The organism is Mesorhizobium sp. M0590, assembly GCF_040320905.1.
In the GTDB taxonomy this organism is placed as follows: Bacteria; Pseudomonadota; Alphaproteobacteria; order Rhizobiales; family Rhizobiaceae; genus Mesorhizobium.
In genome coordinates this window covers 232,908-255,148 of the sequence record NZ_JAMYQN010000001.1, presented here as the reverse complement: position 1 = coordinate 255,148, position 22,241 = coordinate 232,908, and the positions used below count along the sequence as shown (strand labels likewise).

The following is a 22,241-nucleotide window of genomic DNA, read 5'->3' as shown; positions in this document are numbered from 1 at the left end:
GAAAAGCCCGAATGCCGCTGTCTCCAGACTTGTGCCCTAAACCCCAGCCGGATTGAAAAATGTTCGCAAGCTACAGACCGATCCTCTCGCTGCTGCGCGGCACCGCGTTCCTGTTGGCGGCATCCGGACTGCACGGTCTGCTGTTGCCGCTGCGCGGCCAGGTGGAGGGCTTCTCGACGGCATCGCTCGGCCTGATGGGCACGGCTTGGGCCGGCGGCTTCGTCACCGGCTGCTTCTTTGCGCCACGCATCGTGCGCCGCGCCGGTCATGTCAGGGCTTTCGGCGCCTTTGCCGCATCGGGAGCGATCGTCGCACTGCTCACCGGCCTGATCATCGACGAATATACCTGGATCCTGCTGCGCGCCTTCACCGGCTTCACCATGGCCGGCGCCTTCATGGTTATCGAAAGCTGGCTCAACGAGAAGGCCACCAACGAAAACCGCGGCACCGTTTTCGGCCTCTACATGATGGTCACCTATGCCTCGATCATGGGCGGTCAGATGATCGTTGCCGGCGGCGATGTGAGATCGGCGTCGCTGTTCATGATCACCGGCATTCTGTTCTGCCTGTCGCTGATCCCGACGGCGGTCTCGACGGCGTCTCACCCCAAGCCGCTGCAGGACGTGTCGCTTGACGTCAAGGGGCTCTACGTCAATTCGCCGGTGTCGGCGATCGCTTGCGTGCTGATCGGCATCGCCAACGGCGCCTGGGGTACACTTGGTGCCGTCTATGGAGCGCGCATCGGCATCTCGACAGCCGAGATCGCGCTGATGATGAGCCTCGTGGTCATCGCCGGTGCCGCCATGCAGCTTCCGGCCGGGCGGCTCTCCGACACGACGGACCGTCGTTTCGTGCTGGCGGGCGCGGCCTTCGGTGCTGCGCTGTTTGCCATCGCCATCTTCCTGTTCGAACCGCGCTCCGGCGTCTTCGTCATCGTCTGCACCGCCGCCTACGGCGCCTTCGCCTACACGCTCTATTCGATCGCGGTGGCGCATGCCAATGACCATGCGCGATCGGAGGACTTCGTCAAAGTGTCGGGCGGCCTGCTGCTGCTTTATGGCTTCGGCACGATGATCGGTCCGCTGGTGGCCGCCGGCCTGATGGGCTGGATGCGCCCTGAGGGGCTGTTCCTGGCCACTGCGCTCGCGCATCTCAGCCTGGCTGGCTATACGCTGCTGCGCATCAGCCGTCGCGCGCCGGTGCCGATCGAAGGCCGCGATGCCTTCAAGACCCAGCCCGCCGATCGCTCGGTGACGCCGGAAGCGTTGCGGCTCGACCCGCGCAGAAAAGCTGAAGCCGACAGTTGAGATTCGAGGCGCTTTGCCCCACAAATAAGGCATGATGCTTTCCGACGCCTTCATGGCGATTGCCGATCCCAACCGGCGCCATCTCTTGGAAGAGCTCCGGCGCGGACCGAAGACCGTCAACGAATTGGCATCCGGCTTGCCGGTGTCCCGCCCGGCCGTTTCGCAGCACCTGAAGGTGCTGCTTGATGCGGGGTTGGTCAACGCCAAGCCGGAAGGCACCAGGCGCGTCTATACGGTCAGCAATGCCGGCTTCCTGAAGCTCAACATCTGGCTTGACCAGTTCTGGGATGCGGAGCAGCTCGGTTCACCCGGAAGCTGAGGGGCATCGTCAGCGCGTCGAGCAACTATGCAGCATCGGGCCTAGAGCAATTCCAGGAAAAGTGTGAAACGGTTTTCCGTACGGAATTGCGCAAAAACAAAGAGATAGAGCGGTTCGGCGTTTCCGTGAAACGATGAACCACTCTAGCCATTGTTGTAGGGGAAGAGCTTGAAATACGGCTGCGCTTCCTCGATCACACGGGCAACCGAGGGGCGTTGCAGCAACCGGTCGTGATAGCGCCTGACCGCAGGATATTCGTCTCCGAACGGCTCGACCTTGTTGGCGTAGAACAGCGCGGGGGCGGCAGCGCAGTCGGCCATGGTGAAGCTCGCACCCACCGCCCATGTCCTCGACTGCATGTCCTGTTCAATGATGGCGTAGGAGCTGCGCAGCTGGGCGCGGGCCTGCTCGACGCCGAACGGATCGGTCTTGCCCTCCGGCCGCAGCCGGTCGCCAACGATCTTCTGCATCGGTTCCTGGACGTAGAAGTCATAGAAGCGGTCGGCAAGCCGGGTCTGACGGGCGAGATCGAGATCGCCGGGGATCAGCTCGACCGGTCCGGGATAATACGCGTTGAGATATTCGATGACGATCGTCGATTCCGGCACGGTCCGGTCCAGCGCCTCATCGCGCAGCACCGGCATCTTGCCGGCCGGCCACAATTTCAGGAACGCCGCGCGCGACTGTTCGTTGCCGAGATCGACGACGACCGATGTGAATGGCGTGCCGTTCTCATAGAGCGCGATCAGCGGTTTCCAGCAGAAGGAGGCCAGCGGATGAAGATGCATCGTCAGGGACATTTTTGCTCCTATCTTTGGTGCTTCGTCTCGCGGGCATCCGGTGTCAAGGTTCGGCCCGCTGCTACGTGGCCCGGCTGTGGGCGACGATCGCATCGATGATCGCGGCCCAATCGTCGGGATGCAGCTCGTGGCCGCCGCCCTCGATCCGGACCAGTCTTGCACCGGCGACCGCGTCGGCAAGAGCGGCGCCATGCTCGGCTGGAAAGATCGGATCGTCGGTGCCGTGGATAACGAGGAGCGGAATCTTCATCTCGTGCAGCCGCCCCGTCCAGTCCTCGCCGCTCCGATCTTCGCCGCCCTTGAGCATGAAGTGATTGGTCGCGCTGAGAAAGCCGCCGGACCGGTCGTAGTCCTGTTCCACGAACGCTCTCGTCCGCGCCTCATCGAACGGATGCGCGGTGCCGGCGAGCGCACGCGCGTTTTTGACCATGAAATCGACCGCTTGGCCACGGTCAGACCAGTCGACCTTGGCGCCTTCGGCCGAATGTTTCCTATAGGCCTCGGTGGTTCCGGGCAAATGCGACGTATCGATGCCCAGGGGCGAGCTGCTGATCACCGTCAGCGAATTGACACGCGGCGGGTATTTCAACGCAACGAGCTGCGCGATCATACCGCCCATCGACATGCCGACCACGTGCGCCTTTCGGATTCCCTGGTCGTCAAGGACGCGGACGGCATCGTCCACCATGTCGTCGAATGTATAAGGCGGCTCGCCCGGCGCGTATTTGGTCGAACGGCCGGTATCGCGATTGTCATAGCGGATCACGAAGCGACCCTCGCCGGCCAGCTTCCGGCAAAACGCTTCGGGCCACCAAAGCATGGAAGCCATCGCGCCCATGATCAACAACACCGCCGGATGGGCCGGATCGCCGAACGTCTGGGATACGATTTCGGGGTGTTCGGCGTTTCTCATGACTTTCCTCCTTGGGCTGCAAATCCGATTGCAAGTTGCAATCAGTTGCACGATATTAAAACCGATACGATAGTGCAACCGGTTTTTGGAGATTCGCATGAACATCGATCGTCGGTCCGGATGCCCCATCAACCTGTCGCTCGAAGTGTTCGGTGACCGGTGGAGCCTGATCATCCTTCGCGACATCATCTTCGGCGGCAGACGCCACTTTCGCGAACTGCTCAACGGCTCGATGGAGGGCATCGCCTCCAACATCCTCGCCGACCGGCTGAAGCGGCTGATGGAGCTCGGCATGCTGACCAAGGCGGACGATCCCTCCCACAAGCAAAAGGCGATCTACAGCCTGACCGAAATGGCGATTACGCTGGTGCCGATCCTGGCGCATCTCGGCGCCTGGGGCCGCGTCTGGCTGCCGGTCAGCGAAGAGCTCTCTATCCGTGCCGAGCTTCTGGAAAAAGGCGGCCCGCCGATGTGGGATAAGTTCATGAACGAGTTGCGCCACGAGCATCTGGGTGCGTCTCCCGCCCCATCTGGACCCACCGTCCGCGCGACTTTGCAGGCCGGATACGATGCGGTAGTCGCCCGCAAGGCGGAGCGAGTCGGCTGCGATCCGGCGCCATGACCAACTTATTTTCCCAATTGCGGGCTGGCTCTGCTATCAAGGGACTGAAGATAATTTACGGATTGGATAACGCTCTTGGTCGAGAACTCTAAGGACACTGCCCGTGCGCGGGCCGATTTGCGTTTCAAGAAACAGGAAGAGGCAGCCACGGTTCGCCAGAAGGCGATGGCGGAATATGTCGCCGAGAGCGACGCTCGCCAAGCCAAGACCAACAAGCTGCGGGCGCTGCGCCTCGCCAAGGAAGCGGAAGACCTGGCCAATGCGCCTCCGGCCCCGGTGAAGAAGCCTCGCGCCAAGAAGAAATAGGCCGGCGCTCCCAGAATGCATGCTTCCTTTCGCACGCGAAACAGTTCACTCGGAGTCTGTTCTGCCGGTTGATAACTGGCGCGTTTAGGAGACGGCCATGACCGCACTGACGCTCGACAAAGCCCTTGAAATCATCGCCGCCGCCTTTGCCAAGGGTGCCGAGCTCAAGCTCAGGCCGCTTGGCGTCTCGGTGCTCGACGCCGGCGCCCATCTGGTCGCGTTCCAGCGTCAGGACGGCGCCTCTTTCCTGCGTCCGCAAATGTCGGCCGGCAAGGCCTATGGCGCGCTCGCTATCGGCATGGGCTCGCGCCGGGTGGAAGCTTTCGCCAAGGAGCGCCCGCATCTGATCGCCGGCGTCTCCGACGTGTCGGGCGGGCGCGTCCTGCCGGTCGTCGGCGGCGTGCTGATCCGCGACAACGCCGGCACGATCATCGGCGCCATCGGTATTTCCGGCGACACGTCCGACAATGATGAAACGGCAGCCATCGCCGGCGTCGAGGCGGCTGGCTTCACCGCTGACCCGGGCTGAGTCGGGATCCTTAACTCATATTGATGTCGCGGGTGGCCGACCGCATCGACACCGAAAAGCCGGCCAGCACGTCGATCAGCGCTATGACCATCAGTGTGAAGAAAACGGAATGGGCGGCGCCCTTCACCAGCAGGAACTCGACCAGATAGGCCACAAAGACGAAGGTCGACAAAAGATGGTCCATGATCGAGGCATTTGTCGTGCGCGTCGACTTCACCACTTCGACGAACAAGAAGATCAGTGCGATCAGCACGATGAGGTCGCCGAGTGTCATCGAGAACACGCCACCCGACATCATCCGGACCGAAAACATTTCGGTGGCCCACGGATCGTCGCCGCTGCCGAATATTCCCAGAAGCCCGAGATTGTAGAGGATGAAAGGCACGATCAGCAGCGGGATGGCACCGAACATGTGGCGGCTCCGGTTGGACTGATCTTTGTAGAGTGCGCCCGGCGTTCGCCGTCAAGAATTTTCGTGCGGCCGATAAACACGGACAAAGACGGCGTGAAACAACAATGTCAGGCCCGGCTGATACGATCAGTTGTCGCAAACGCAAAAAGACCGGCCAATGGCCGGTCGTTTCGCAACCCATAAACCGTCGAAAGCTCTCTCAGCTTTCCTTCGGCTCCAGAACCTGGCGACCGCGATACATGCCGGTCTTCAGGTCGATATGGTGCGGACGGCGCATCTCGCCGGAGTTCTTGTCCTCGACATAGGTCGGGGCCTTCAGTGCGTCGGCAGAACGGCGCATGCCGCGCTTCGACGGAGAGGTTTTTCGTTTCGGAACGGCCATGGATATGCTCCACTACATGGTCAAAACGCCCCGGCGGCCCTCGTGAAAGGGCCACATCAGGGGCCGGAATCTGAGAAAGTCGGGTGCCTATACACGCCCGACGGCGTTTTGGCCAGCGTCGCCGTGTTTTTTTTTGACACTATCGCAGGCAACCGACATAGGCGCCGGCGCGGCCGGCGCGCCGTTCGATCAACGCGGCAAGCCGCCTCAGTCCCGGCCCGGGCTTCGCCGGATTGCGCACGATCGGATTCGGCAAGGTGACGGCAAGCAGCGCTGCCTGCCGGCGCGACAGCTGTTTTGCCGAGACGCCGAAATGATGCTGGGCGGCGGCCTCGATGCCGTAGATGCCCGGTCCCCATTCGGCGATGTTGAGGTAGATCTCCATGATCCGCCGTTTCGACAGCACCGCATCGAAATAGACGGCCAGCGGCAGTTCCACGACCTTACGGACCGAGCCCAACGGCCGCGACCATAGATAAAGATTCTTTACCGTCTGCATGGTGATGGTCGAGGCGCCACGTGTCATCTCGCCGGCGAGCGCATCGTCGACGACGCCGCGCAACTCGCCCAGATCGACGCCGCGATGGAAACAGAACTGCCCGTCCTCCGACATGATGACCGAATATGCCAGCACCGGCGCGACATCGTCGATGGAAACCCAGCGCCGATCGTAGCCAGAAAACGTCGCCAGGTCCTTCAGCATCAATGTCGACACCGGATGCACGAATGTCGGCAGGTACAGGAAGGTCAGCACCACCGGCACCAGCGCCAGCACGACCGCGACGGCGATGCCGCGCCGGACCCAGCGTTGAAGACCGATGCGGCTGCCGCGTCTCGGTCTCGCCATGTCCAACCCTTCGGTTTCGTGATCGACGATCGGTTCCGCCAAGCCACCCAGTCCGCGCTACTCCCTGCCCCCGGCATAATGGCGCTTGGCTTCTTGCGCAACGTCTGAGTGTCGGCTACCGCTCCCGACCATGACGAAAGACGACCAAATGGCGTTCGAAGCTGCACTTATTGCCCGGGCAGTTCCGCTCGAGGCGCTGCTGAGGCGGTTGCTCGACGGACGGACGCTTTCGGGCGAGGTCGCGCGGCCCGAACGCCTGATGGCGGCAATGCGACATGGCGTGCTGAACGGCGGCAAACGACTGCGTCCCTTCCTGGTCATGGAAAGTGCTGCACTGTTTTCAGCCGACGGCGAGGCGGCGCTGCGCGTCGCGGCGGCGCTCGAATGCGTGCACTGCTATTCGCTCATCCATGACGATCTGCCGGCCATGGACGACGACGATTTGCGCCGCGGCCAGCCGACCGTGCACAGGGCTTTCGATGAGGCGACCGCCATTCTTGCGGGCGACGCCTTGCTGACACTTGCCTTCGACATCCTTGCCGACGAGGCGACAATGCTGCCGGCCGAGCGCAGGGCAACGCTGGTGCTGGCACTGGCCCGCGCCGCCGGGGCGGGAAGCATGGTCGGCGGCCAGATGCTCGATCTCGAAGCCGAACAAAGCCGGCCGGACGAGGCCGGCATCATCCGGCTTCAGGCGATGAAAACCGGTGCGCTGATCCGCTTTGCCTGCGAAGCGGGCGCTATCCTTGCCGGCGCGCCGTCGGGCGACCGCGAAAGGCTGGCCGAGTTCGGCTCGGCGATCGGGCTTGCCTTTCAGCTTGCCGACGATCTGCTCGACCTGACCGCCGACGCGCATCAGATGGGCAAGGCGACCGGCAAGGATGCCCCGGCCGGCAAGGCGACGCTGGTCGCGCTGCACGGACCGGACTGGGCGCGGGGCCAGCTCCATGGCCTCGTTGACCAGGCTCATGCGTTGCTCGAACCTTTTGGCGAGCAGGCTGCGCTTCTGAAACAAGCGGCGCAGTTCGTAGCGGCCCGCAACAATTAAGCGCGCCCCTATGGCGCGCCGGAGAATTGGCGACTGATCGGCCGGACGCCCTCGCAACCGGCCGATCGGGATCATTTCCGGCGATGTCGGACCACATGGACCCGCCACACCAGTTGCCGAGCCATTCTTCAGCCTCGCGGCAGGGTTCCGCGGCTCGGGTGGACAGCGGTCAGCCGTCGCCAGTTGTCTTTTCCACCACGGGCTGCGGAACCGGTTCCATCTCGGCCGCCGCCTCGACCGCCTGCGCCTCGGCCGGCTTGCGCCGGTTGCGGATGATGGCGGCGATGCGATCGCGGATTTCGCCGGCGCTGAGGAACACCGGAACGCGCGCCACCGGCGCGGTCGGCTCAAAGGACAGGCCAAGGCCGGTGATCCTGCCCTTGTCGTCGACGTCGCGGACGATCAGCTCGATCGGACCGAGCAGCACGCGGTCGGCGTATTCGGCGTGGCCGCCGAGCCGCGTAGTGACCAGGTCGCCAATGCTGAGCTTGCGTTCCGCTTCGGTCAGGCCCGGCGCGTAGGCGGTCTCCAGTTCCTCGGCGGGGCGTGACGGATCGACGGCGAAGGCCCCGAAGAAATCCGCGTCCTCGGGATCGACCACGGCACGGCTGGCGAACAGCTTGTCGAGCAGGCGCGGATAGCGGTCCGGCACGAAGATGTAGACATGGTCGCCGGCCGCCAGCCGGCCCATATCCTGGAAGCGCATCGAGCGTCCGTCGCGCAGCACCAGCGACGGCCGCGCCCAGCGCGGAATGCGTTCGCCGCGCGCCACCGGGCTGCCAGGTGCCACGCGGTAGGCGAGAAGCTCATGATGGGCGGAGCCCGGCAGTTCCAATTCGACCTTGTCGAGCGGTCCCAGGCGGGCCGGCACGATAAGGCCGAGACGGCGCGCCAGCGGCCCGACGGTCCATCCCTGGATGATCAGCGAGACCAGCACGATGATGAAGGCAGTGTTGAAGATGAGGCGGCCGTTCTCAAGACCGCCGAGCAGCGGCGTGATGGCAAGCAGGATCGACACGGCACCACGCAGGCCAACCCACGAGACGAAGGCGACTTCCGGGCGTGGCAGACGGAACGGCACCAGGCAGAGCCAGACGGCGATTGGCCGTGCCACAAATACCAGGAACAGGCCGAGCAGCACTGCCGGCACCAGGATCGCCGGAAATTGCGAAGGCGTCGCGAACAGGCCGAGGATCAGGAACATGATGATCTGCGCCAGCCACGACATGCCGTCCTGGAAGCGCTTGAGGATGGTGACGGCCCGGATATCGGAATTGCCGGCAATCAGGCCTGCGAGATAGACCGCCAGAAAGCCGGAGCCCCCGACGGCACCGGCGGCAGCGAACACCATAAGCGACAGCGTCAGCACGAAGATCGGCAGCAGGCCGTGATCGAGATTGAGGCGATCGACAAGGCGCACGATGGCCATGCCGCCGAGAATGCCGATGACCGCGCCGAGCCCCATGTTGACAAGGAAGCCGACGGCAAGATCGGTGACCAGCACCTTGGCCTCGGGGTGGGTATTGGCGGCGATGACCTCGACCAGCGTGATGGTCAGGAAGATGGCGATCGGGTCATTTGTGCCGGATTCCACCTCGAGCGTGGACCGCACGCGCTCGCGCAAATTAATCTCGCCGGCGCGCAGCAGGAAGAACACCGCCGCGGCGTCGGTCGAGGCGACGGCGGCACCGAGCAGGAAGGATTCCAGCCAGGTCAGGTCGAGCAGATAATAGGCGGCGGCGCCGAAGAGTCCGGTGGTCAAAAGGACGCCGAATGTGGCCAGCGACAGCGCCGGCCCGGCCGCCTGCCGCAAGGCGTTGAGCGGCGTGCCAAAGCCGGAATCGAAAAGGATGACCGCCAGCGCCAATGAGCCGGCAAAATAAGCAACTCGGGCATTGTCGAAATGGATGCCGAGACCGTCGGTTCCGGTGGCGAGGCCGATGCAGAGAAACAGCAGCAGGAGAGGGGCGCCGAAACGGAAGGCGATCAGGCTTGAAAACGCGGCGGCAACGACAAGTGCTGCGCCAACGAGCGTCACAAGATAGATACCATGCTCCATTCGTTGGTCGCCCCTAGTCGATATGCTCCGGCATCACGGGAGAGTGGGGCGAAGACATGGCCGCTGCAAGGCAGCAGCGTGGCTTTTTGCCCCACGCTGCCGATCGTCGAAAGTTTTGGCACCCCCGAGCAGCGGAGCGTGCCTCGGCGGTTCGTGCTGCAATGAAAAACGCCCGGACTGAGCCGGGCGTCTCCAGGTCGAGAAGCTGGCTCTGCGATCAGGCGATGGTCTTGCCGAAGGCGACGGCGGTATCGCCCATGCGGTTGGAAAAGCCCCACTCATTGTCGTACCACGACAGCACCGAAACGAAGTTGCCGTCCATGACCTTGGTCTGGTCGAGCGCCACGATCGAGGAATGCGGATCATGGTTGAAGTCGATCGAAACATTGGGGTGACGGGTAACGGCGAGGATGCCCTTCAGCTTGCCGTTCGAGGCGGCGATCACCGCGTCATTGATCTCCTGGACGGTGGTCGGCCGCTTGGCGATGAACTTGAAATCGACGAGCGAGACGTTCGGGGTCGGCACGCGGATGGAGATGCCGTCGAGCTTGCCCTTGAGTTCGGGCAGTACCAGGCCGATGGCCTTGGCAGCACCGGTCGAGGTCGGAATCTGCGACAGCGCGGCGGCGCGGGCGCGGTAGAGGTCCTTGTGCATGGTGTCCAGCGTCGGCTGGTCGCCGGTGTAGGAATGGATCGTCGTCATCATGCCCTTCTCGATGCCGACCGCCTCATTCAGCACGGCCGCCAGCGGCGCCAGGCAGTTGGTGGTGCAGGAGGCGTTCGAGATGACGATGTGGTCCTTGGTCAGCTTGTCGTGATTGATGCCATAGACGACGGTGAGATCGGCGCCCTCTGCCGGAGCGGAGACGAGAACGCGCTTGGCACCGGCGGTCAGATGGGCGACGGCCTTGTCGCGGGCGGTGAAGATTCCGGTGCATTCGAGCGCGATGTCGATGCCAAGCTCCTTCCAGGGCAGTTGCGTCGGATCCTTGATCGCGGTGACCTTGAATTTTTCCTTGCCGACGATGATCTGGTCACCGTCAACCGTCACCTCGTGCGGAAAGCGGCCATGGACGCTGTCGAAGCGCAGCAGATGCGCGTTGGTCTCGACCGGGCCGAGATCGTTGACCGCGACGACGTCGATATCCTTGCGGCCGGATTCATGGATGGCGCGCAGGATGTTGCGGCCGATGCGGCCGAATCCGTTGATGGCAACTCTGACGGTCATTGTTCTCTCCCTGGGAGTTGGAGGCCGAAGATCAAGTCCGCAGCTTCATAACGGCGGACGGGCAAAGAATCCAGCCGCCGAGGCGTGGATTTAAATCGATTAGTGCTCCACCGCCCGGCAAAACCGCTATGCCAGCCTTTGCCGGGCGGGGCTCACTTTCATTTGCCATGCAGACGGGCTTCCGCCGCCTTCACCGTTGCCTCGGCTGTGATGCCGAAATGCGGGTAGAGCTGTTCGATGGTGCCGGAGGCGCCGAAGCCGGTCATGCCGACAAAGATGCCGTCGGTGCCGATGAAGTGATCCCAGCCCTGACGGATGCCGGCTTCGATGGCAATCTTGAGCGGCGCATTGCCGATCGTCCTGCTGCGATAGTCGGCGCTCTGCTTGTCGAACAATTCGAAGCACGGCACCGAGACGACGCGGGTCGCGTGGCCGTGCTTTTCCAAGGCCTCGCGGGCGGCCAGCGCGATCTCGACCTCGGAGCCCGAAGCGAAGATCGTCACCGCCGCCTCGCCACTGGCGGCGGCAAGTTCATAGGCGCCGCGGCTGGAGAGGTTTTCCGCAACGAAGTCGTTGCGTACCGTCGGCAGGTTCTGCCGGGTCAGCGCCAATGTCGAAGGCGTCTTTTCCGACTCAATGGCCAACTGCCAGCATTCCGCGGTTTCCACCGCGTCGGCCGGGCGGAAGACATTGTGGTTCGGAATGGCGCGAAGTGCTGCCAGATGCTCGACCGGCTGATGGGTCGGGCCGTCTTCGCCAAGGCCGATGGAATCATGGGTCATGACGAAGATCGAGCGGATGCCCATCAGCGAAGCAAGCCGCATCGCCGGACGGGCATAATCGGAAAAGCACATGAAAGTGCCGCCATAGGCGATAATGCCGCCATGCAATGTCAGCCCGTTGAGCGCGGCCGCCATGCCGTGCTCGCGAACGCCGTAATGAACGTAGCGCTGGCCGTAATCGTCGGCGGTGATGTTCTTGGTCTGGCTAGTCTTGGTGTTGTTGGAGCCGGTCAAATCGGCCGAGCCGCCGATGGTTTCGGGCACGGCGCCGTTGATGACCTCCAGCGCCATTTCCGATGACTTACGGGTGGCGACCTTCGGCTTGTCGGCGACGAGCTTCTTCTTGTAATCGCCAATGACGGCGTCGAAGTTGGCTGGCAGCGTGCCACTGATGCGGCGTTCGAACTCTGCGCGCAATTTGGCATCAGCCTTGGCAAGCCGGCTTTCCCAGTCGGTGCGCGCCTTGACGCCGGTCCGCCCGGCGATACGCCATGCGTCGAGGATATCGGCCGGAACCTCGAAGGGCGGATAATCCCAGCCGAAGAATTTTCTGGCGCCAGCGATTTCCTCGGCGCCGAGCGGCGAGCCATGCGCCTTGTTGGTGCCGGCCTTGGTCGGCGCGCCGAAGCCGATGGTCGTCTTGCAGGCGATCATCGTCGGCTTGTCGGAGTGGCGGGCCGCTTCGATGGCATAGGCGATCGCTTCCGGGTCCTGGCCGTCGATATGGCTGGCATTCCAGCCGGACGCCTGGAAGCGGGCGACCTGATCGGTGTTATCGGCGAGCGACACTGGGCCATCGATCGAGATGTTGTTGTTGTCCCAGAAGACGATCAGCTTGTTCAGCTTCAGATGCCCGGCAAGCGCGATGGCTTCCTGGGATACGCCTTCCATCAGGCAGCCGTCGCCGGCCAGCACATAGGTGTAGTGGTCGACGAGATCATTGCCGAAAGCGGCATTCATGATGCGCTCGCCGAGTGCGAAGCCGACCGAATTGGCAAGGCCCTGGCCGAGTGGGCCTGTCGTCGTCTCGATGCCGGCGGCATGGCCGTATTCCGGGTGGCCCGCGGTCCTCGACCCCAATTGGCGGAACTGCTTGATCTGGTCGATGGTGATGTCTTCGTAGCCGGTCAGATAGAGCAGCGAGTAAAGCAGCATCGAGCCGTGGCCGGCCGACAGGATAAAGCGATCGCGGTCCGGCCAATGCGGGTTCTTCGGATCGTATTTGAGAAAGCGGGTGAACAGCACCGTGGCGATGTCGGCGCAGCCCATGGGCAATCCGGGATGGCCGGAGTTTGCCTTCTCCACAGCGTCCATGGCGAGAAAACGGATCGCATTGGCCATCCGGTCATGTTGTTCGCGCGAAGTCATGCTTCCTCCAAAATGGGGGTTTGGGCCTTGGGAAAGCCCTTGAAAAGGGTGCGCGACACATAGCAGGCGCGGCCTTTTAGTCAACAAATCGGTGTGCTTTTGCCGGTCTTGTGATGGCCATGCGCGACTTACATTAGCGTTAGCAGGGGACAGTCGCGACAGCTTTATTGACGTGCGGTTCACACGACGCGTAATGTTTCAGGGATAACGCGTTCTGAACGTGGATGATTCGGTGATGGGCAGGGCGCAGGACGAAAGCCATGACCGGGGAAACGACCCTCAAGGAAGTCATTGCCAGGCTGGGTAAGGCCATCGAAGGGCTGGAAAACGCCGTCGCGGCCAAGCTCGAGCACGAGCGGGACTATTCGGAAGCCGAGGCCGAAGTGCAGCGGATGAACGCCGACCGCTCGCGGCTGGCGCAGGAGCTCGACAATTCCGAGGCCCGCGCCGAACGGCTGGAAGATGCCAACAAGGAAGTGTCGCGAAGGCTGGTGACAGCCATGGAAACCATCCGCGCGGTACTGGACAGGTAGGCCAATGGCACAAGTCACGGTTTCCATCGACGGCAAGCAGTATCGGATGGCCTGCGACGAGGGCCAGGAAGAGCATCTGATCGATCTTGCCGAGCGCTTCGACCGCTATGTCTCGCATCTGAAGGATTCTTTTGGCGAGATCGGCGACCAGCGGCTGACCGTGATGGCCGGCATCATGGTCATGGACGAGCTTTCGGAACTGCAGAAGCGGGTCAAGGGCATGGAAAGCGAAGTGCTGACGCTGCGCAAGACGCGCGACGACGCACTGACCAAGGCCGACAAGAACGATTCCGTGCTGACCGGGGCGCTCGGCGCACTGGCCCAGCGCATGGAAGACCTGGCGACGACGCTGGCAGTGAACAAGGCCTGAACCAGCGCAGCGAAAATTCCTGCTGCATTTGCCGAGAAGCAATGAAAATATTTCGCCGCCGGCCTTGATGCCGGCGCAACAGGCGTTTGAAGGATGACGCCGGAGTGATAGAAAGGCAAAAGCAGCGCCGGGCAACGCCGGCTGCGATCTGCACGCACAGGGTAAGGGACACGTCATGAGCCTTCGCATCAACGATATCGCACCGGACTTCACCGCTGAGACCACGCAAGGACCGATCAGCTTCCATGAATGGATCGGCGACGGCTGGGCGGTATTGTTCAGCCATCCCAAGAACTTTACGCCGGTTTGCACGACCGAACTCGGCACAATGGCCGGGCTCGAAGGCGAGTTCAGGAAGCGCAACGTCAAGATCATCGGCATCTCGGTCGATCCCGTCCAAAGCCATGAAAAGTGGCAGAACGACATCAAGACCGCGACCGGTCATTCGGTGAACTACCCGCTGATCGGCGACAAGGATCTCAAGGTCGCCAAGCTTTACGAGATGCTGCCGGCGGGTGCCGGCGAGAGCTCGGAAGGCCGCACGCCCGCCGACAATGCCACGGTGCGTTCGGTTTACGTCATCGGGCCCGACAAGAAGATCAAGCTGGTTCTCACCTATCCGATGACGACCGGCCGCAACTTCGACGAAATCCTGCGCGCCATCGATTCCATGCAGCTGACCGCCAAGCACCAGGTGGCGACGCCGGCGAACTGGAAGCAGGGCGAGGACGTCATCATCACCGCTGCCGTCTCCAATGAGGATGCCATCAAGCGCTTCGGCGCCTACGAGACGATCCTGCCATATCTCAGGAAAACCAAGCAGCCTTCCGCCTGAGCAGGCAGAGGCGGCACGGAGAATTTTCGGTTTTCCTGGTCGTGTGAGTATGGGGTGCTTGACGGCGCCTGGTTGACGGACAACCATGCCTTTCATTTGCCGTGGCAGAGAAAGTCATTCCTGCCACGGTGAGGATCAAGGGGGCTGGGATTGGACGCATTATCGGCCAGGTCGCAGGTCACCGGCTTCTATGACAAGCCGAGCGGGTCCGTCCAGTATGTGGTCGCCGACATGGCGACCCGCAAATGCGCCATCATAGATCCGGTGCTCGACTTCGACGAAAGGTCCGGTGCAACGGCAACGAAAAACGCCGACGCCCTGCTCGACTTCGTCAGGGAAAGCGGGCTGGAGGTCGAGTGGATCCTCGACACGCATCCGCATGCCGATCATTTCTCCGCCGCCCATTATCTGAGGGGGAGAACCGGAGCGCCGACGGCAATCGGCGAAAAGGTCATCGACGTCCAGAAATTGTGGAAGGTGATCTACAACTGGCCGGAATTCCCCGCCGACGGTTCGCAATGGGACAGGCTGTTCGCCGACGGCGCAACTTTTTCGGTCGGCGGCCTTCCGGCAAGAGTGCTGTTCTCGCCGGGCCACACACTGGCCTCGATCGCTTACGTCATTGGCGACGCCGCCTTCATCCACGACACGCTGTTCATGCCGGACAGCGGCACCGCAAGGACAGACTTTCCGGGCGGCAGTGCCGAGCGGCTCTGGCGTTCGATCGAGGACATCCTGGCGCTGCCGGACGAGACACGTCTGTTCGTCGGTCACGACTACCAGCCGGGCGGTCGCGAAGCGCGGTGGGAAAGCACGGTCGCGGAGCAGAAAGCCGGCAACATCCATGTTGCCGGCTGCAAGACGGAAGCCGACTTCGTCGCGCTCCGCCAGGCCCGCGACAGGACGTTGCCGATGCCGCGGCTGATCCTGCACGCGCTGCAGGTCAATATGAATGGTGGACGCCTGCCGGAACCGGAATCCAACGGGCGGCGCTATCTGAAATTTCCGCTCGATTGCCTGTGAGGAGATGGGTCGCTGGCACTACAATGCTATTTCAGACTCGGCGCCGCCCTCATCGTTCTGCGATGGTCATCCAAGTTATTGATCCTGATTCGATTTTTGCGATGTTTGCATCCGATAGGTCCATGCGGAAGACGGTTGCGGTAGCCGGATGAGGAGCGGCGCAGACGCCAGCTAAGTGTTTAGTCCAGCGTCAGGGTTTTGTTCGGCGGGCTAAATGTTCATACGTGATTTGCCAAGGGTTGCTCTCGGAAGATCTTTCCTCGCCGATCCAATGGAAGCTGGTGGCAGTGATCTCAGTGAAACGCCATCGAGTTTGCAGACCGCGCGAGTCATTGCCGAGCTGGACAATGTCCTTACCCTCGGCCCGGCCGATCTGGCGCGAGCGATCCTGGTTGAGCGGGTCGTTCCATATGATATGCCAGCCATCGATCCCAGGGTCGAAGATGCGCAAGGTCGTACCATACATCGTCGACGGCGCAGGGCGCTTGGGCCTGATCCAAACGTCCTGAATCGCGCGGCCTTCGAGCACCCAGCCAAAATGGCATTCGCCATCCCATTTTTGGATTGCGCCGTCGTCGAGGTAGTGGACCGAGTCCATTTCCCAGCTTCCAATTAGCCATCCATACAGGGCCATGTCTTTCGCTCGGTCGGCTGGCGGACCTTCGGATCCGAGAGCGGCCAGGAACGGAGAAATGGTCATCGTCACACTGCCTTTCGTTTTCAATAGGCTCAACTGCCCGGCGCGGCCCCGGCGCCCGTTGTCGCCCCCGCCTGTCGCAAGCGCCGGGTTTTGAAATGCCCCGGTCGGCGCCGCAACATTGCCGCCACAGCTTGCAGTCTTGCGGTTTTCAGGGCTTGGGGAAAATTGCGGTAATGCCGCTATCGATGCGATCGTCTGGAGACGCCATGGCAAGGCTACTGAGCAGTTATGGCGGCGGATCGGACATCCGCGAAGGCGCCGCGGAACCGGCAACCCGCTAATGCATGTCGCGCAAAAGTGTGCAGCGGTTTTGCGATAACGACATGCATAAAAACAAGAATCTAAAGCGCGTCGCACAAGGCCGGCCGAACGCGACGCGCTTTAGAAAAAACGGCGGCGCCAGTTACCTGACGCCGCCGTTATTTGTTTCTACCGGAAGGTCTTACGCCGCCGGCTGCGCCTCGATGGTGCGCAGCGCCTGCGTCTGGCGCTTGGCCGCGGCCTTGACCGCGTCCTGCACCTTCTCGAAGGCGCGCACCTCGATCTGGCGCACGCGCTCGCGGCTGATATCGAACTCGGCCGACAGCTCTTCAAGCGTCAACGGCTCATCGGCGAGGCGGCGCGCCTCGAAGATGCGGCGTTCGCGGTCGTTGAGCACGGCAAGAGCGCCCGACAGCATGCCGCGCCGGTTTTCCAGCTCGTCCTGCTCGATCAGCATCTCTTCCTGGCTTTCGTGGTCGTCGACCAGCCAGTCCTGCCATTCGCCGGACTCGCCTTCACTGGCCCGGATGGGCGCATTGAGCGAGGCGTCGCCCGACAGACGGCGGTTCATCGACACGACTTCCGCTTCCGAGACGTTCAGCCGGGTGGCAATCTCGGTGATCTGGTCGGGCTTCAAATCGCCTTCGTCGAGCGCCTGGATCTTGCCCTTCACCTTGCGCAGGTTGAAGAACAGGCGCTTCTGGTTGGCGGTGGTGCCCATCTTGACCAGGCTCCACGAGCGCAGGATGTATTCCTGGATAGAGGCCTTGATCCACCACATCGCATAGGTGGCGAGACGGAAACCGCGCTCCGGTTCGAATTTCTTGACGGCCTGCATCAGGCCGACATTGCCTTCCGAGATCACCTCACCGATCGGCAGGCCATAGCCGCGATAGCCCATGGCGATCTTGGCGACGAGCCGAAGGTGGCTGGTGACGAGCTTGTGCGCAGCCGTGGTGTCCTCATGCTCGGCATAGCGCTTGGCGAGCATGTACTCTTCCTGCGGCTGAAGCATCGGAAAGCGGCGGATTTCTTCCAGGTAGCGGCTGAGACCGCCTTCGCCGGAAACGATACTGGGTAATGACTGGGCCATGATAGCGCCCCCTCTCTATTGGAGTGATGCCCCCGAAACGCGGCGGGCATGTGGCGCGAATGCCAAAGGCACATTCGCGCCAACCGACATATATAGGAACAAAACCAGAAAGACAGGCATTTGTTCAACACGAAACAGTGTGTCACGTTGAAGTGAACAGCGCCGGTCAGGTTTTCAGGTGGTTGGTTCAGAGCTTGCGGAAGCCGTCGACGAGTTCCTCCATGTCCCACGGTATCGGTGCTTCGAACCTCATCGTTAGATGGGTATCCGGATGCCGAAATGCAAGGAGGCGGGCGTGCAAAGCTTGTCGCGGAAACGCTTTTACCTTGCTTCTTAGCGGCTCGGGCAACCGATTGGCCTTGGTGCGGAAAGCCTGGCCGTATTCGGGGTCGCCAATCACCGGATGGCCGATATGGGCCATGTGGACGCGTATCTGGTGAGTGCGACCGGTTTCCAGCCGGCATTCGACCAGGCTCGCCGTGGCGAATTCCTGCTGCTGCTCGCCAAAGCGCTCGACAACGGTGAAATGCGTGACGGCGTGGCGGGCATCGTCGCGGCCTTGCGGCACCACGGCGCGGCGTACCCGGTCGGCGGCGCGGCCGAGCGGCGCGTCGACCGTCCCGGTCGGCCTTGCCGGTATGCCCCAGACCAACGCCAGATACGCGCGCTCGAGATCGCCGGTCAGGCCGTGGTCGGCAAAGGCCTCCGACAACGCCTTGTGGGCGCGATCGGTCTTGGCGACGACCATGACGCCACTGGTCTCCTTGTCGAGGCGGTGGACGATGCCCGGCCGTCTCACCCCGCCGATGCCCGACAGGCTATCACCGCAATGATGGATCAGCGCGTTGACCAGCGTGCCGGTCCAGTTGCCGGCGCCGGGATGCACGACCAGCCCGGCCGGCTTGTTGATGACGATCAGCTCGCTGTCCTCGTAGAGGACGTCCAGCGCAATATCTTCGCCTTGCGGCTCCGCCGGTTCCGGCTCCGGCATGTCGACCGACACGCTGTCACCTTGTGCCATCTTGCGCTTCGTTTCGTCGACCTGCCTGCCGCCGATCCTGACGGCGCCCTGCTTTATCAGCATCTGTACCCGGCTGCGCGACATGTCGGGGCCGAGCCTGGCCGCCAGCCATTGGTCGAGCCGCTGGCCGGCCGCATCAGCGCCCGCCTCCAGGACGATCGGTCCGGCCCCTATTAATTGTCTGACCTCTTCGTTATGAGCGCTCATCGAAAACAGTTCCGGAATCTGCTGCCATGGCCCGGCCGCTTGCCGACGAAGACGAGGAAAAGCCGCTCGACCCCGAGGTCGAAAAGGTGCGGAGGAAGCTCGTCCGCTTCGTCGCCATCAATCTCGGCCTGCTGTTCCTCGCCCTTATGGTGGTGATCGCAGCACTTGTCTACAAAGCGCGCAACGCGCCGCCTACCGCCCCTCCGCTAAGCAGCGACATCCAGGTGCCGATCGGCGAAACGGTCAACGGCGACATCGTGCTGCCGGTCGGCGCCAGGGTGATCAGCCAATCGCTCTCCGGCAATCACCTGTCGATCGACGCCGAGCTGCCCGACGGCAGCCGCGCCATCTTCGTTTATGACATCACCGAGCGCCGCATCGTCGGGCGTTTTTCGATCAGGAACAAATGACCGGTTTTGCCGAACACCGCAGCATTGCCACGGTCGCGCTTGTCGTCGCAAATTATGACGAGGCGATCTCGTGGTATGTCGACCAACTGGGTTTTGTCCTCACCGAAGATGTCGATCTCGGCGGCGGCAAACGCTGGGTCACGATCACGCCGCGCAAAGGGCAGGGCGCGCGGCTGCTTCTCGCCGAAGCATCCGGCGATGCGCAAAGGCACGCCGTCGGCAACCAGACCGGCGGGCGGGTCTTTTTGTTCCTCGAAACCGACGATTTTGCCCGTGACCATGCGTTGATGCTCGAAAAGGGCGTCGAATTCCGCGAGGCGCCCCGGCACGAGACCTATGGCACTGTGGCGGTTTTCGCCGATCTCTATGGAAATCTCTGGGACCTGATCGAGCCAAAACGCTAGGCTTGCAGCGGATATTTCACCGGCGCGATCGGCAGCCGTAAGCCTAGTTGCTTTTTCCCAGCCGTCAGCCTATATCGCCGGTTCTTGAACGCGCCCATCGTCTAGCGGTCAGGACACCGCCCTCTCACGGCGGGAACAGGGGTTCGATTCCCCTTGGGCGTACCAAGTCTCTCCAAGCTCTCGGCAAACCATCAATCCGATCCATCGCCTTGAGTCGCGGCGGGTTTGGCTCATTGCCGCTTCTGGCGCAGCGGAGCCGATTGCATTAGCATTGCATCGTGGGTCTTGAGGCACAGCGTTAGCGGCGCGCAGAACGTCGCGCTGAACAGGGCAGTCGATGCCACGCGGGGAGGAGCCAGATACAGAAACTACAATCGCAAGGCGTCCATCACGCTGGTCGGCACTGCCTGGAGCCGACCTGAGCTACAGCTGCCGGCGGCGGATCGTTTTGGCGAGCTCGGCGAAGGCGCCTCTCCCTCGAAGGGTGGATGCCGGGAAGGCCCTTAGCACCGGCCAGCGAAGCTGCGCGCGACGCGCATGGCTGGGCTCTAAACGCGCCATACTTTAGTTGCAGTATCGTAGCTTCTTTGCCGTTCGAATTTCTCTCGGTCATGGCTTCGCACGATACCAAGATATGCTGCGAACGACACATCCACGGCGGGGCTCAACCATTCGATCTATTCCGGCAAGCCGAAAAGTGTTTGCGCGCCTGCTATTCCTCCGAGCGGATGACTGCCCATGGCGATCATCCGCTCGGTAGTTTCTGCCTCGAACACTGTCGACGCGAGCACCGTCCGTCCCAACGGCTTGCACAGCCCTTCGATGCGGCTGACAAGATTTACAGCCTTGCCGATCGCGGTGAAGTCCAACCTGCCGGCAGTGCCGATATTCCCCCAGAGTATCTCGCCGACATGCAGGCCAATGCCATATCCGAGCTCAGGGCCGCCATTGCGGCGCCGAGTTTGGTTGAGATGATCTATCCCGGCGCGCGTGGCCTTCACGGCGCGTACCGCAGCGTCACATGCGGCATTTGCATCGCGCTCGCCAATCGGGAAAATCGCGAGGACGCCATCACCTATAAACTTGAGAACCTCACCACCAAATGCGTGCACCGCGCCGGCGACGCAATCGAACCAGGCATCAAGTACCAATACGATCTCGTCTGCATCATGAACCTCGGATAGATCGGTGAAACCTCGAAGGTCCGCGCACAGAAGCGCAGCCCGTATCGTCTCTCCCTTTAATCGACGAGAATGACCGTTGAGCACATGTGCTGCACTGCGCTTTCCCAAATATGCTTCGAGCAATGCGCGTTTCGCGGACCGTTCTGCGAGTGCGGTCATCGGAGCCGCAGCAAACCGGGAGATTTGCCGCAGCAGCTCTGACTGCGCCTCATCCGGAGTATGATCGAACGCCCACACCAAAGTCGGTGCGACACCGCCCGCTCGCTCGTCGAACACGATCGCCCGCGTCGTGCCAAGCCACTCCCGCAGCACGAGCCGGGGATCGGCATTCTGGCGGTCGGCGCCTATCCCCAAACCCTCGACCACTTCACCCCCAGACGCTCGCCAGAGCCAGATACGGCGTGAAATGATTGGGTCGGGAGCATCCTGCGCCAGCGCGCCGGCGATGATCGGCAAGCCGTCTTCCAGCAAATGCGTTGAGAGCTGCAATAGAAGTCGCCCACCGTCGCCAATATGCGCGGCGTCGTCCAGAAGGAATGAAAGCGACTTTGCGAGAAGCATCGGTAGAAGGTCACTCGGCTCCGGCTTATGCTTACGCCTCGAACATCTTCTTGCAACTCCCCATATTCGCTTCAATCATGCACGGCATTCGATGCGGATGTGACCTGGAGTGAGCGATGGCGGAATCGGTTTACACAGAAATTGAGGTCGCCGCGCCACAAGCGACCGTGTTCGCGCTTTTGACGGATCCGGACCAGATCGTGCGATGGATCGGGACCGAAGCGAATTTGGATGCATCGCCGGGCGGTCTGTTCCTCGTCAATGTCGGTGGTCGCCATATGGCGCGCGGTGAGTTCACCGAGGTGATCCCGGTCCACCGTCTTGCCTACAGTTTTGGCTGGGAAGACAACGAGACAGTGCCGCCCGGCTCCAGCCATGTCGAGATCGACCTGATCGCGAGGGATGCGGGGACACTGATCCGCTTCACGCACAGCGGACTGCCGAACGCAAAGGAGCGTGACAGCCACCGAAGGGGATGGGAGCACTACCTCTCAAGGCTGAAGATCACTGCCGATGGGGGACATGTCGATCCCGATGTGCCGATGAAGAATATGTGATTTTCATCTAAGGGCCACGGATGCCCGTAATCCGAACCAGGCGCGGCATGCGTCAACGAGGCCCCTTTGACCTGCCGTCGCCAAACCGGCCGCTCGGGAAACCCAGCGACCTGCGGGCCGCCGCACCATTACAGCTGCCGGCGACGGATCGTTTCAGCGA

Annotated in this window: 25 protein-coding genes and 1 tRNA gene; 14 read left to right on the top strand and 12 right to left on the bottom strand. The window is 62.3% G+C overall.

Annotated elements, in window-relative coordinates; translation table 11 throughout:
* Window positions 1–59: 59 nt before the first annotated feature.
* Both NKI52_RS01290 and NKI52_RS01285 read left to right on the top strand, forming a co-directional pair.
* Complete coding sequence (locus tag NKI52_RS01290; protein WP_023678496.1) at window positions 60–1,307, top strand: MFS transporter; 1,248 nt, start codon at window positions 60–62, stop codon at window positions 1,305–1,307.
* Window positions 1,308–1,338: 31 nt separating this feature from the next.
* Entirely contained in the window at window positions 1,339–1,626 is a 288-nt protein-coding gene (locus tag NKI52_RS01285; RefSeq protein WP_023678497.1) for an ArsR/SmtB family transcription factor, read from the top strand.
* 143 nt (window positions 1,627–1,769) lie between these two features.
* On the opposite strand, the gene NKI52_RS01280 is transcribed toward NKI52_RS01285, so the two are convergent.
* Together NKI52_RS01280 and NKI52_RS01275 are read right to left on the bottom strand one after the other, a co-directional pair.
* Window positions 1,770–2,426, bottom strand: a complete 657-nt coding sequence (locus NKI52_RS01280; RefSeq protein ID WP_352457946.1) for a glutathione S-transferase family protein — start codon at window positions 2,424–2,426, stop codon at window positions 1,770–1,772.
* Between the two features lie 61 nt (window positions 2,427–2,487).
* Window positions 2,488–3,339 (bottom strand): alpha/beta fold hydrolase, encoded by an 852-nt coding sequence (locus NKI52_RS01275; RefSeq protein WP_352571983.1) that lies wholly within the window; start codon window positions 3,337–3,339, stop codon window positions 2,488–2,490.
* A gap of 97 nt (window positions 3,340–3,436) precedes the next feature.
* Here NKI52_RS01275 and NKI52_RS01270 point away from each other — a divergent pair, with 97 nt between their 5' ends.
* From NKI52_RS01270 to NKI52_RS01260, 3 genes are all read left to right on the top strand, one after another.
* Window positions 3,437–3,961, top strand: coding sequence for a winged helix-turn-helix transcriptional regulator (locus NKI52_RS01270; RefSeq protein ID WP_352451127.1), 525 nt, complete (start codon window positions 3,437–3,439; stop codon window positions 3,959–3,961).
* Window positions 3,962–4,036: 75 nt separating this feature from the next.
* Window positions 4,037–4,267, top strand: coding sequence for a hypothetical protein (locus NKI52_RS01265; RefSeq protein WP_023678501.1), 231 nt, complete (start codon window positions 4,037–4,039; stop codon window positions 4,265–4,267).
* A 97-nt stretch (window positions 4,268–4,364) separates the two neighbouring features.
* A complete protein-coding gene (locus NKI52_RS01260) occupies window positions 4,365–4,796 on the top strand; it encodes a GlcG/HbpS family heme-binding protein (RefSeq protein WP_023678502.1) in 432 nt (143 codons plus the stop codon).
* 10 nt (window positions 4,797–4,806) lie between these two features.
* On the opposite strand, the gene NKI52_RS01255 is transcribed toward NKI52_RS01260, so the two are convergent.
* The 3 genes from NKI52_RS01255 to NKI52_RS01245 form a co-directional block, all read right to left on the bottom strand.
* Window positions 4,807–5,208 carry a hypothetical protein gene (locus tag NKI52_RS01255; protein WP_023678503.1) on the bottom strand — a complete coding sequence of 134 codons (402 nt, stop codon included), beginning with the start codon at window positions 5,206–5,208 and terminating at the stop codon, window positions 4,807–4,809.
* Between the two features lie 199 nt (window positions 5,209–5,407).
* Complete coding sequence (rpmF, locus tag NKI52_RS01250) at window positions 5,408–5,590, bottom strand: 50S ribosomal protein L32 (protein WP_006203806.1); 183 nt, start codon at window positions 5,588–5,590, stop codon at window positions 5,408–5,410.
* 139 nt (window positions 5,591–5,729) lie between these two features.
* The gene (locus NKI52_RS01245) at window positions 5,730–6,488 is read right to left on the bottom strand and encodes a biosynthetic peptidoglycan transglycosylase (protein ID WP_031212144.1); all 759 of its coding nucleotides are present in this window, start codon (window positions 6,486–6,488) and stop codon (window positions 5,730–5,732) included.
* A 79-nt stretch (window positions 6,489–6,567) separates the two neighbouring features.
* On the opposite strand from NKI52_RS01245, the gene NKI52_RS01240 reads away from it, so the two are divergent.
* Window positions 6,568–7,485, top strand: a complete 918-nt coding sequence (locus NKI52_RS01240; protein ID WP_352696831.1) for a polyprenyl synthetase family protein — start codon at window positions 6,568–6,570, stop codon at window positions 7,483–7,485.
* Between the two features lie 169 nt (window positions 7,486–7,654).
* On the opposite strand, the gene NKI52_RS01235 is transcribed toward NKI52_RS01240, so the two are convergent.
* The 3 genes from NKI52_RS01235 to tkt all read right to left on the bottom strand — a co-directional run bounded on the left by NKI52_RS01235 (window position 7,655) and on the right by tkt (window position 12,922).
* Window positions 7,655–9,544, bottom strand: coding sequence for a potassium/proton antiporter (locus NKI52_RS01235; RefSeq protein ID WP_352696829.1), 1,890 nt, complete (start codon window positions 9,542–9,544; stop codon window positions 7,655–7,657).
* A 217-nt stretch (window positions 9,545–9,761) separates the two neighbouring features.
* Window positions 9,762–10,772 carry a type I glyceraldehyde-3-phosphate dehydrogenase gene (gene gap, locus NKI52_RS01230; protein ID WP_023678507.1) on the bottom strand — a complete coding sequence of 337 codons (1,011 nt, stop codon included), beginning with the start codon at window positions 10,770–10,772 and terminating at the stop codon, window positions 9,762–9,764.
* 158 nt (window positions 10,773–10,930) lie between these two features.
* Entirely contained in the window at window positions 10,931–12,922 is a 1,992-nt protein-coding gene (tkt, locus tag NKI52_RS01225; RefSeq protein ID WP_352696827.1) for a transketolase, read from the bottom strand.
* Window positions 12,923–13,182: 260 nt separating this feature from the next.
* Here tkt and NKI52_RS01220 point away from each other — a divergent pair, with 260 nt between their 5' ends.
* The 4 genes from NKI52_RS01220 (at window position 13,183) to NKI52_RS01205 (ending at window position 15,683) form a co-directional block, all read left to right on the top strand.
* Window positions 13,183–13,455: a DUF4164 domain-containing protein gene (locus tag NKI52_RS01220; RefSeq protein ID WP_006200774.1), complete on the top strand. Its 273-nt coding sequence runs from the start codon at window positions 13,183–13,185 to the stop codon at window positions 13,453–13,455.
* A 4-nt stretch (window positions 13,456–13,459) separates the two neighbouring features.
* The gene (locus tag NKI52_RS01215) at window positions 13,460–13,825 is read left to right on the top strand and encodes a cell division protein ZapA (protein ID WP_254816554.1); all 366 of its coding nucleotides are present in this window, start codon (window positions 13,460–13,462) and stop codon (window positions 13,823–13,825) included.
* 175 nt (window positions 13,826–14,000) lie between these two features.
* The gene (locus tag NKI52_RS01210; protein ID WP_023678511.1) at window positions 14,001–14,660 is read left to right on the top strand and encodes a peroxiredoxin; all 660 of its coding nucleotides are present in this window, start codon (window positions 14,001–14,003) and stop codon (window positions 14,658–14,660) included.
* 150 nt (window positions 14,661–14,810) lie between these two features.
* Window positions 14,811–15,683, top strand: a complete 873-nt coding sequence (locus tag NKI52_RS01205; RefSeq protein WP_352574809.1) for an MBL fold metallo-hydrolase — start codon at window positions 14,811–14,813, stop codon at window positions 15,681–15,683.
* 190 nt (window positions 15,684–15,873) lie between these two features.
* Here the strand turns inward: NKI52_RS01205 and NKI52_RS01200 are convergent, their stop codons facing one another.
* From NKI52_RS01200 to NKI52_RS01190, 3 genes are all read right to left on the bottom strand, one after another.
* A complete protein-coding gene (locus tag NKI52_RS01200) occupies window positions 15,874–16,383 on the bottom strand; it encodes a hypothetical protein (RefSeq protein WP_352696825.1) in 510 nt (169 codons plus the stop codon).
* A 442-nt stretch (window positions 16,384–16,825) separates the two neighbouring features.
* Complete coding sequence (gene rpoH, locus NKI52_RS01195) at window positions 16,826–17,737, bottom strand: RNA polymerase sigma factor RpoH (protein ID WP_023678514.1); 912 nt, start codon at window positions 17,735–17,737, stop codon at window positions 16,826–16,828.
* A 187-nt stretch (window positions 17,738–17,924) separates the two neighbouring features.
* Window positions 17,925–18,965, bottom strand: a complete 1,041-nt coding sequence (locus NKI52_RS01190) for an RluA family pseudouridine synthase (RefSeq protein ID WP_352634141.1) — start codon at window positions 18,963–18,965, stop codon at window positions 17,925–17,927.
* 26 nt (window positions 18,966–18,991) lie between these two features.
* On the opposite strand from NKI52_RS01190, the gene NKI52_RS01185 reads away from it, so the two are divergent.
* From NKI52_RS01185 to NKI52_RS01175, 3 genes are all read left to right on the top strand, one after another.
* The gene (locus tag NKI52_RS01185; RefSeq protein WP_352634139.1) at window positions 18,992–19,375 is read left to right on the top strand and encodes a fimbrial protein; all 384 of its coding nucleotides are present in this window, start codon (window positions 18,992–18,994) and stop codon (window positions 19,373–19,375) included.
* A complete protein-coding gene (locus NKI52_RS01180) occupies window positions 19,372–19,779 on the top strand; it encodes a VOC family protein (RefSeq protein ID WP_352696823.1) in 408 nt (135 codons plus the stop codon). The genes NKI52_RS01185 and NKI52_RS01180 overlap by 4 nt, the downstream gene beginning before the upstream one ends.
* Before the next feature lie 90 nt (window positions 19,780–19,869).
* Window positions 19,870–19,944: transfer RNA gene (locus NKI52_RS01175), tRNA-Glu, on the top strand.
* A gap of 512 nt (window positions 19,945–20,456) precedes the next feature.
* Here NKI52_RS01175 and NKI52_RS01170 read toward each other — a convergent pair.
* Window positions 20,457–21,524, bottom strand: a complete 1,068-nt coding sequence (locus NKI52_RS01170; RefSeq protein ID WP_031212146.1) for an adenylate/guanylate cyclase domain-containing protein — start codon at window positions 21,522–21,524, stop codon at window positions 20,457–20,459.
* Between the two features lie 116 nt (window positions 21,525–21,640).
* Here NKI52_RS01170 and NKI52_RS01165 point away from each other — a divergent pair, with 116 nt between their 5' ends.
* The gene (locus NKI52_RS01165; RefSeq protein ID WP_023678521.1) at window positions 21,641–22,081 is read left to right on the top strand and encodes an SRPBCC family protein; all 441 of its coding nucleotides are present in this window, start codon (window positions 21,641–21,643) and stop codon (window positions 22,079–22,081) included.
* The last annotated feature ends 160 nt before the right edge of the window (window positions 22,082–22,241 follow it).

What these genes read in the sequence shown, in the direction of transcription:
- NKI52_RS01260 (WP_023678502.1), top strand. Translation starts at nt 4,365, where the DNA reads ATGACCGCACTGACGCTCGACAAAGCCCTTGAAATCATCGCCGCCGCC.
- NKI52_RS01220 (WP_006200774.1), top strand. Translation starts at nt 13,183, where the DNA reads ATGACCGGGGAAACGACCCTCAAGGAAGTCATTGCCAGGCTGGGTAAG.
- NKI52_RS01285 (WP_023678497.1), top strand. Translation starts at nt 1,339, where the DNA reads ATGATGCTTTCCGACGCCTTCATGGCGATTGCCGATCCCAACCGGCGC.
- NKI52_RS01275 (WP_352571983.1), bottom strand. Translation starts at nt 3,339, where the DNA reads ATGAGAAACGCCGAACACCCCGAAATCGTATCCCAGACGTTCGGCGAT.
- NKI52_RS01165 (WP_023678521.1), top strand. Translation starts at nt 21,641, where the DNA reads ATGGCGGAATCGGTTTACACAGAAATTGAGGTCGCCGCGCCACAAGCG.
- rpoH (WP_023678514.1), bottom strand. Translation starts at nt 17,737, where the DNA reads ATGGCCCAGTCATTACCCAGTATCGTTTCCGGCGAAGGCGGTCTCAGC.
- NKI52_RS01290 (WP_023678496.1), top strand. Translation starts at nt 60, where the DNA reads ATGTTCGCAAGCTACAGACCGATCCTCTCGCTGCTGCGCGGCACCGCG.
- gap (WP_023678507.1), bottom strand. Translation starts at nt 10,772, where the DNA reads ATGACCGTCAGAGTTGCCATCAACGGATTCGGCCGCATCGGCCGCAAC.
- NKI52_RS01180 (WP_352696823.1), top strand. Translation starts at nt 19,372, where the DNA reads ATGACCGGTTTTGCCGAACACCGCAGCATTGCCACGGTCGCGCTTGTC.
- NKI52_RS01215 (WP_254816554.1), top strand. Translation starts at nt 13,460, where the DNA reads ATGGCACAAGTCACGGTTTCCATCGACGGCAAGCAGTATCGGATGGCC.
- NKI52_RS01200 (WP_352696825.1), bottom strand. Translation starts at nt 16,383, where the DNA reads ATGACCATTTCTCCGTTCCTGGCCGCTCTCGGATCCGAAGGTCCGCCA.
- tkt (WP_352696827.1), bottom strand. Translation starts at nt 12,922, where the DNA reads ATGACTTCGCGCGAACAACATGACCGGATGGCCAATGCGATCCGTTTT.
- NKI52_RS01190 (WP_352634141.1), bottom strand. Translation starts at nt 18,965, where the DNA reads ATGAGCGCTCATAACGAAGAGGTCAGACAATTAATAGGGGCCGGACCG.
- NKI52_RS01255 (WP_023678503.1), bottom strand. Translation starts at nt 5,208, where the DNA reads ATGTTCGGTGCCATCCCGCTGCTGATCGTGCCTTTCATCCTCTACAAT.
- NKI52_RS01185 (WP_352634139.1), top strand. Translation starts at nt 18,992, where the DNA reads ATGGCCCGGCCGCTTGCCGACGAAGACGAGGAAAAGCCGCTCGACCCC.
- NKI52_RS01210 (WP_023678511.1), top strand. Translation starts at nt 14,001, where the DNA reads ATGAGCCTTCGCATCAACGATATCGCACCGGACTTCACCGCTGAGACC.
- NKI52_RS01240 (WP_352696831.1), top strand. Translation starts at nt 6,568, where the DNA reads ATGACGAAAGACGACCAAATGGCGTTCGAAGCTGCACTTATTGCCCGG.
- NKI52_RS01170 (WP_031212146.1), bottom strand. Translation starts at nt 21,524, where the DNA reads ATGCTTCTCGCAAAGTCGCTTTCATTCCTTCTGGACGACGCCGCGCAT.
- NKI52_RS01280 (WP_352457946.1), bottom strand. Translation starts at nt 2,426, where the DNA reads ATGTCCCTGACGATGCATCTTCATCCGCTGGCCTCCTTCTGCTGGAAA.
- NKI52_RS01270 (WP_352451127.1), top strand. Translation starts at nt 3,437, where the DNA reads ATGAACATCGATCGTCGGTCCGGATGCCCCATCAACCTGTCGCTCGAA.
- NKI52_RS01235 (WP_352696829.1), bottom strand. Translation starts at nt 9,544, where the DNA reads ATGGAGCATGGTATCTATCTTGTGACGCTCGTTGGCGCAGCACTTGTC.
- rpmF (WP_006203806.1), bottom strand. Translation starts at nt 5,590, where the DNA reads ATGGCCGTTCCGAAACGAAAAACCTCTCCGTCGAAGCGCGGCATGCGC.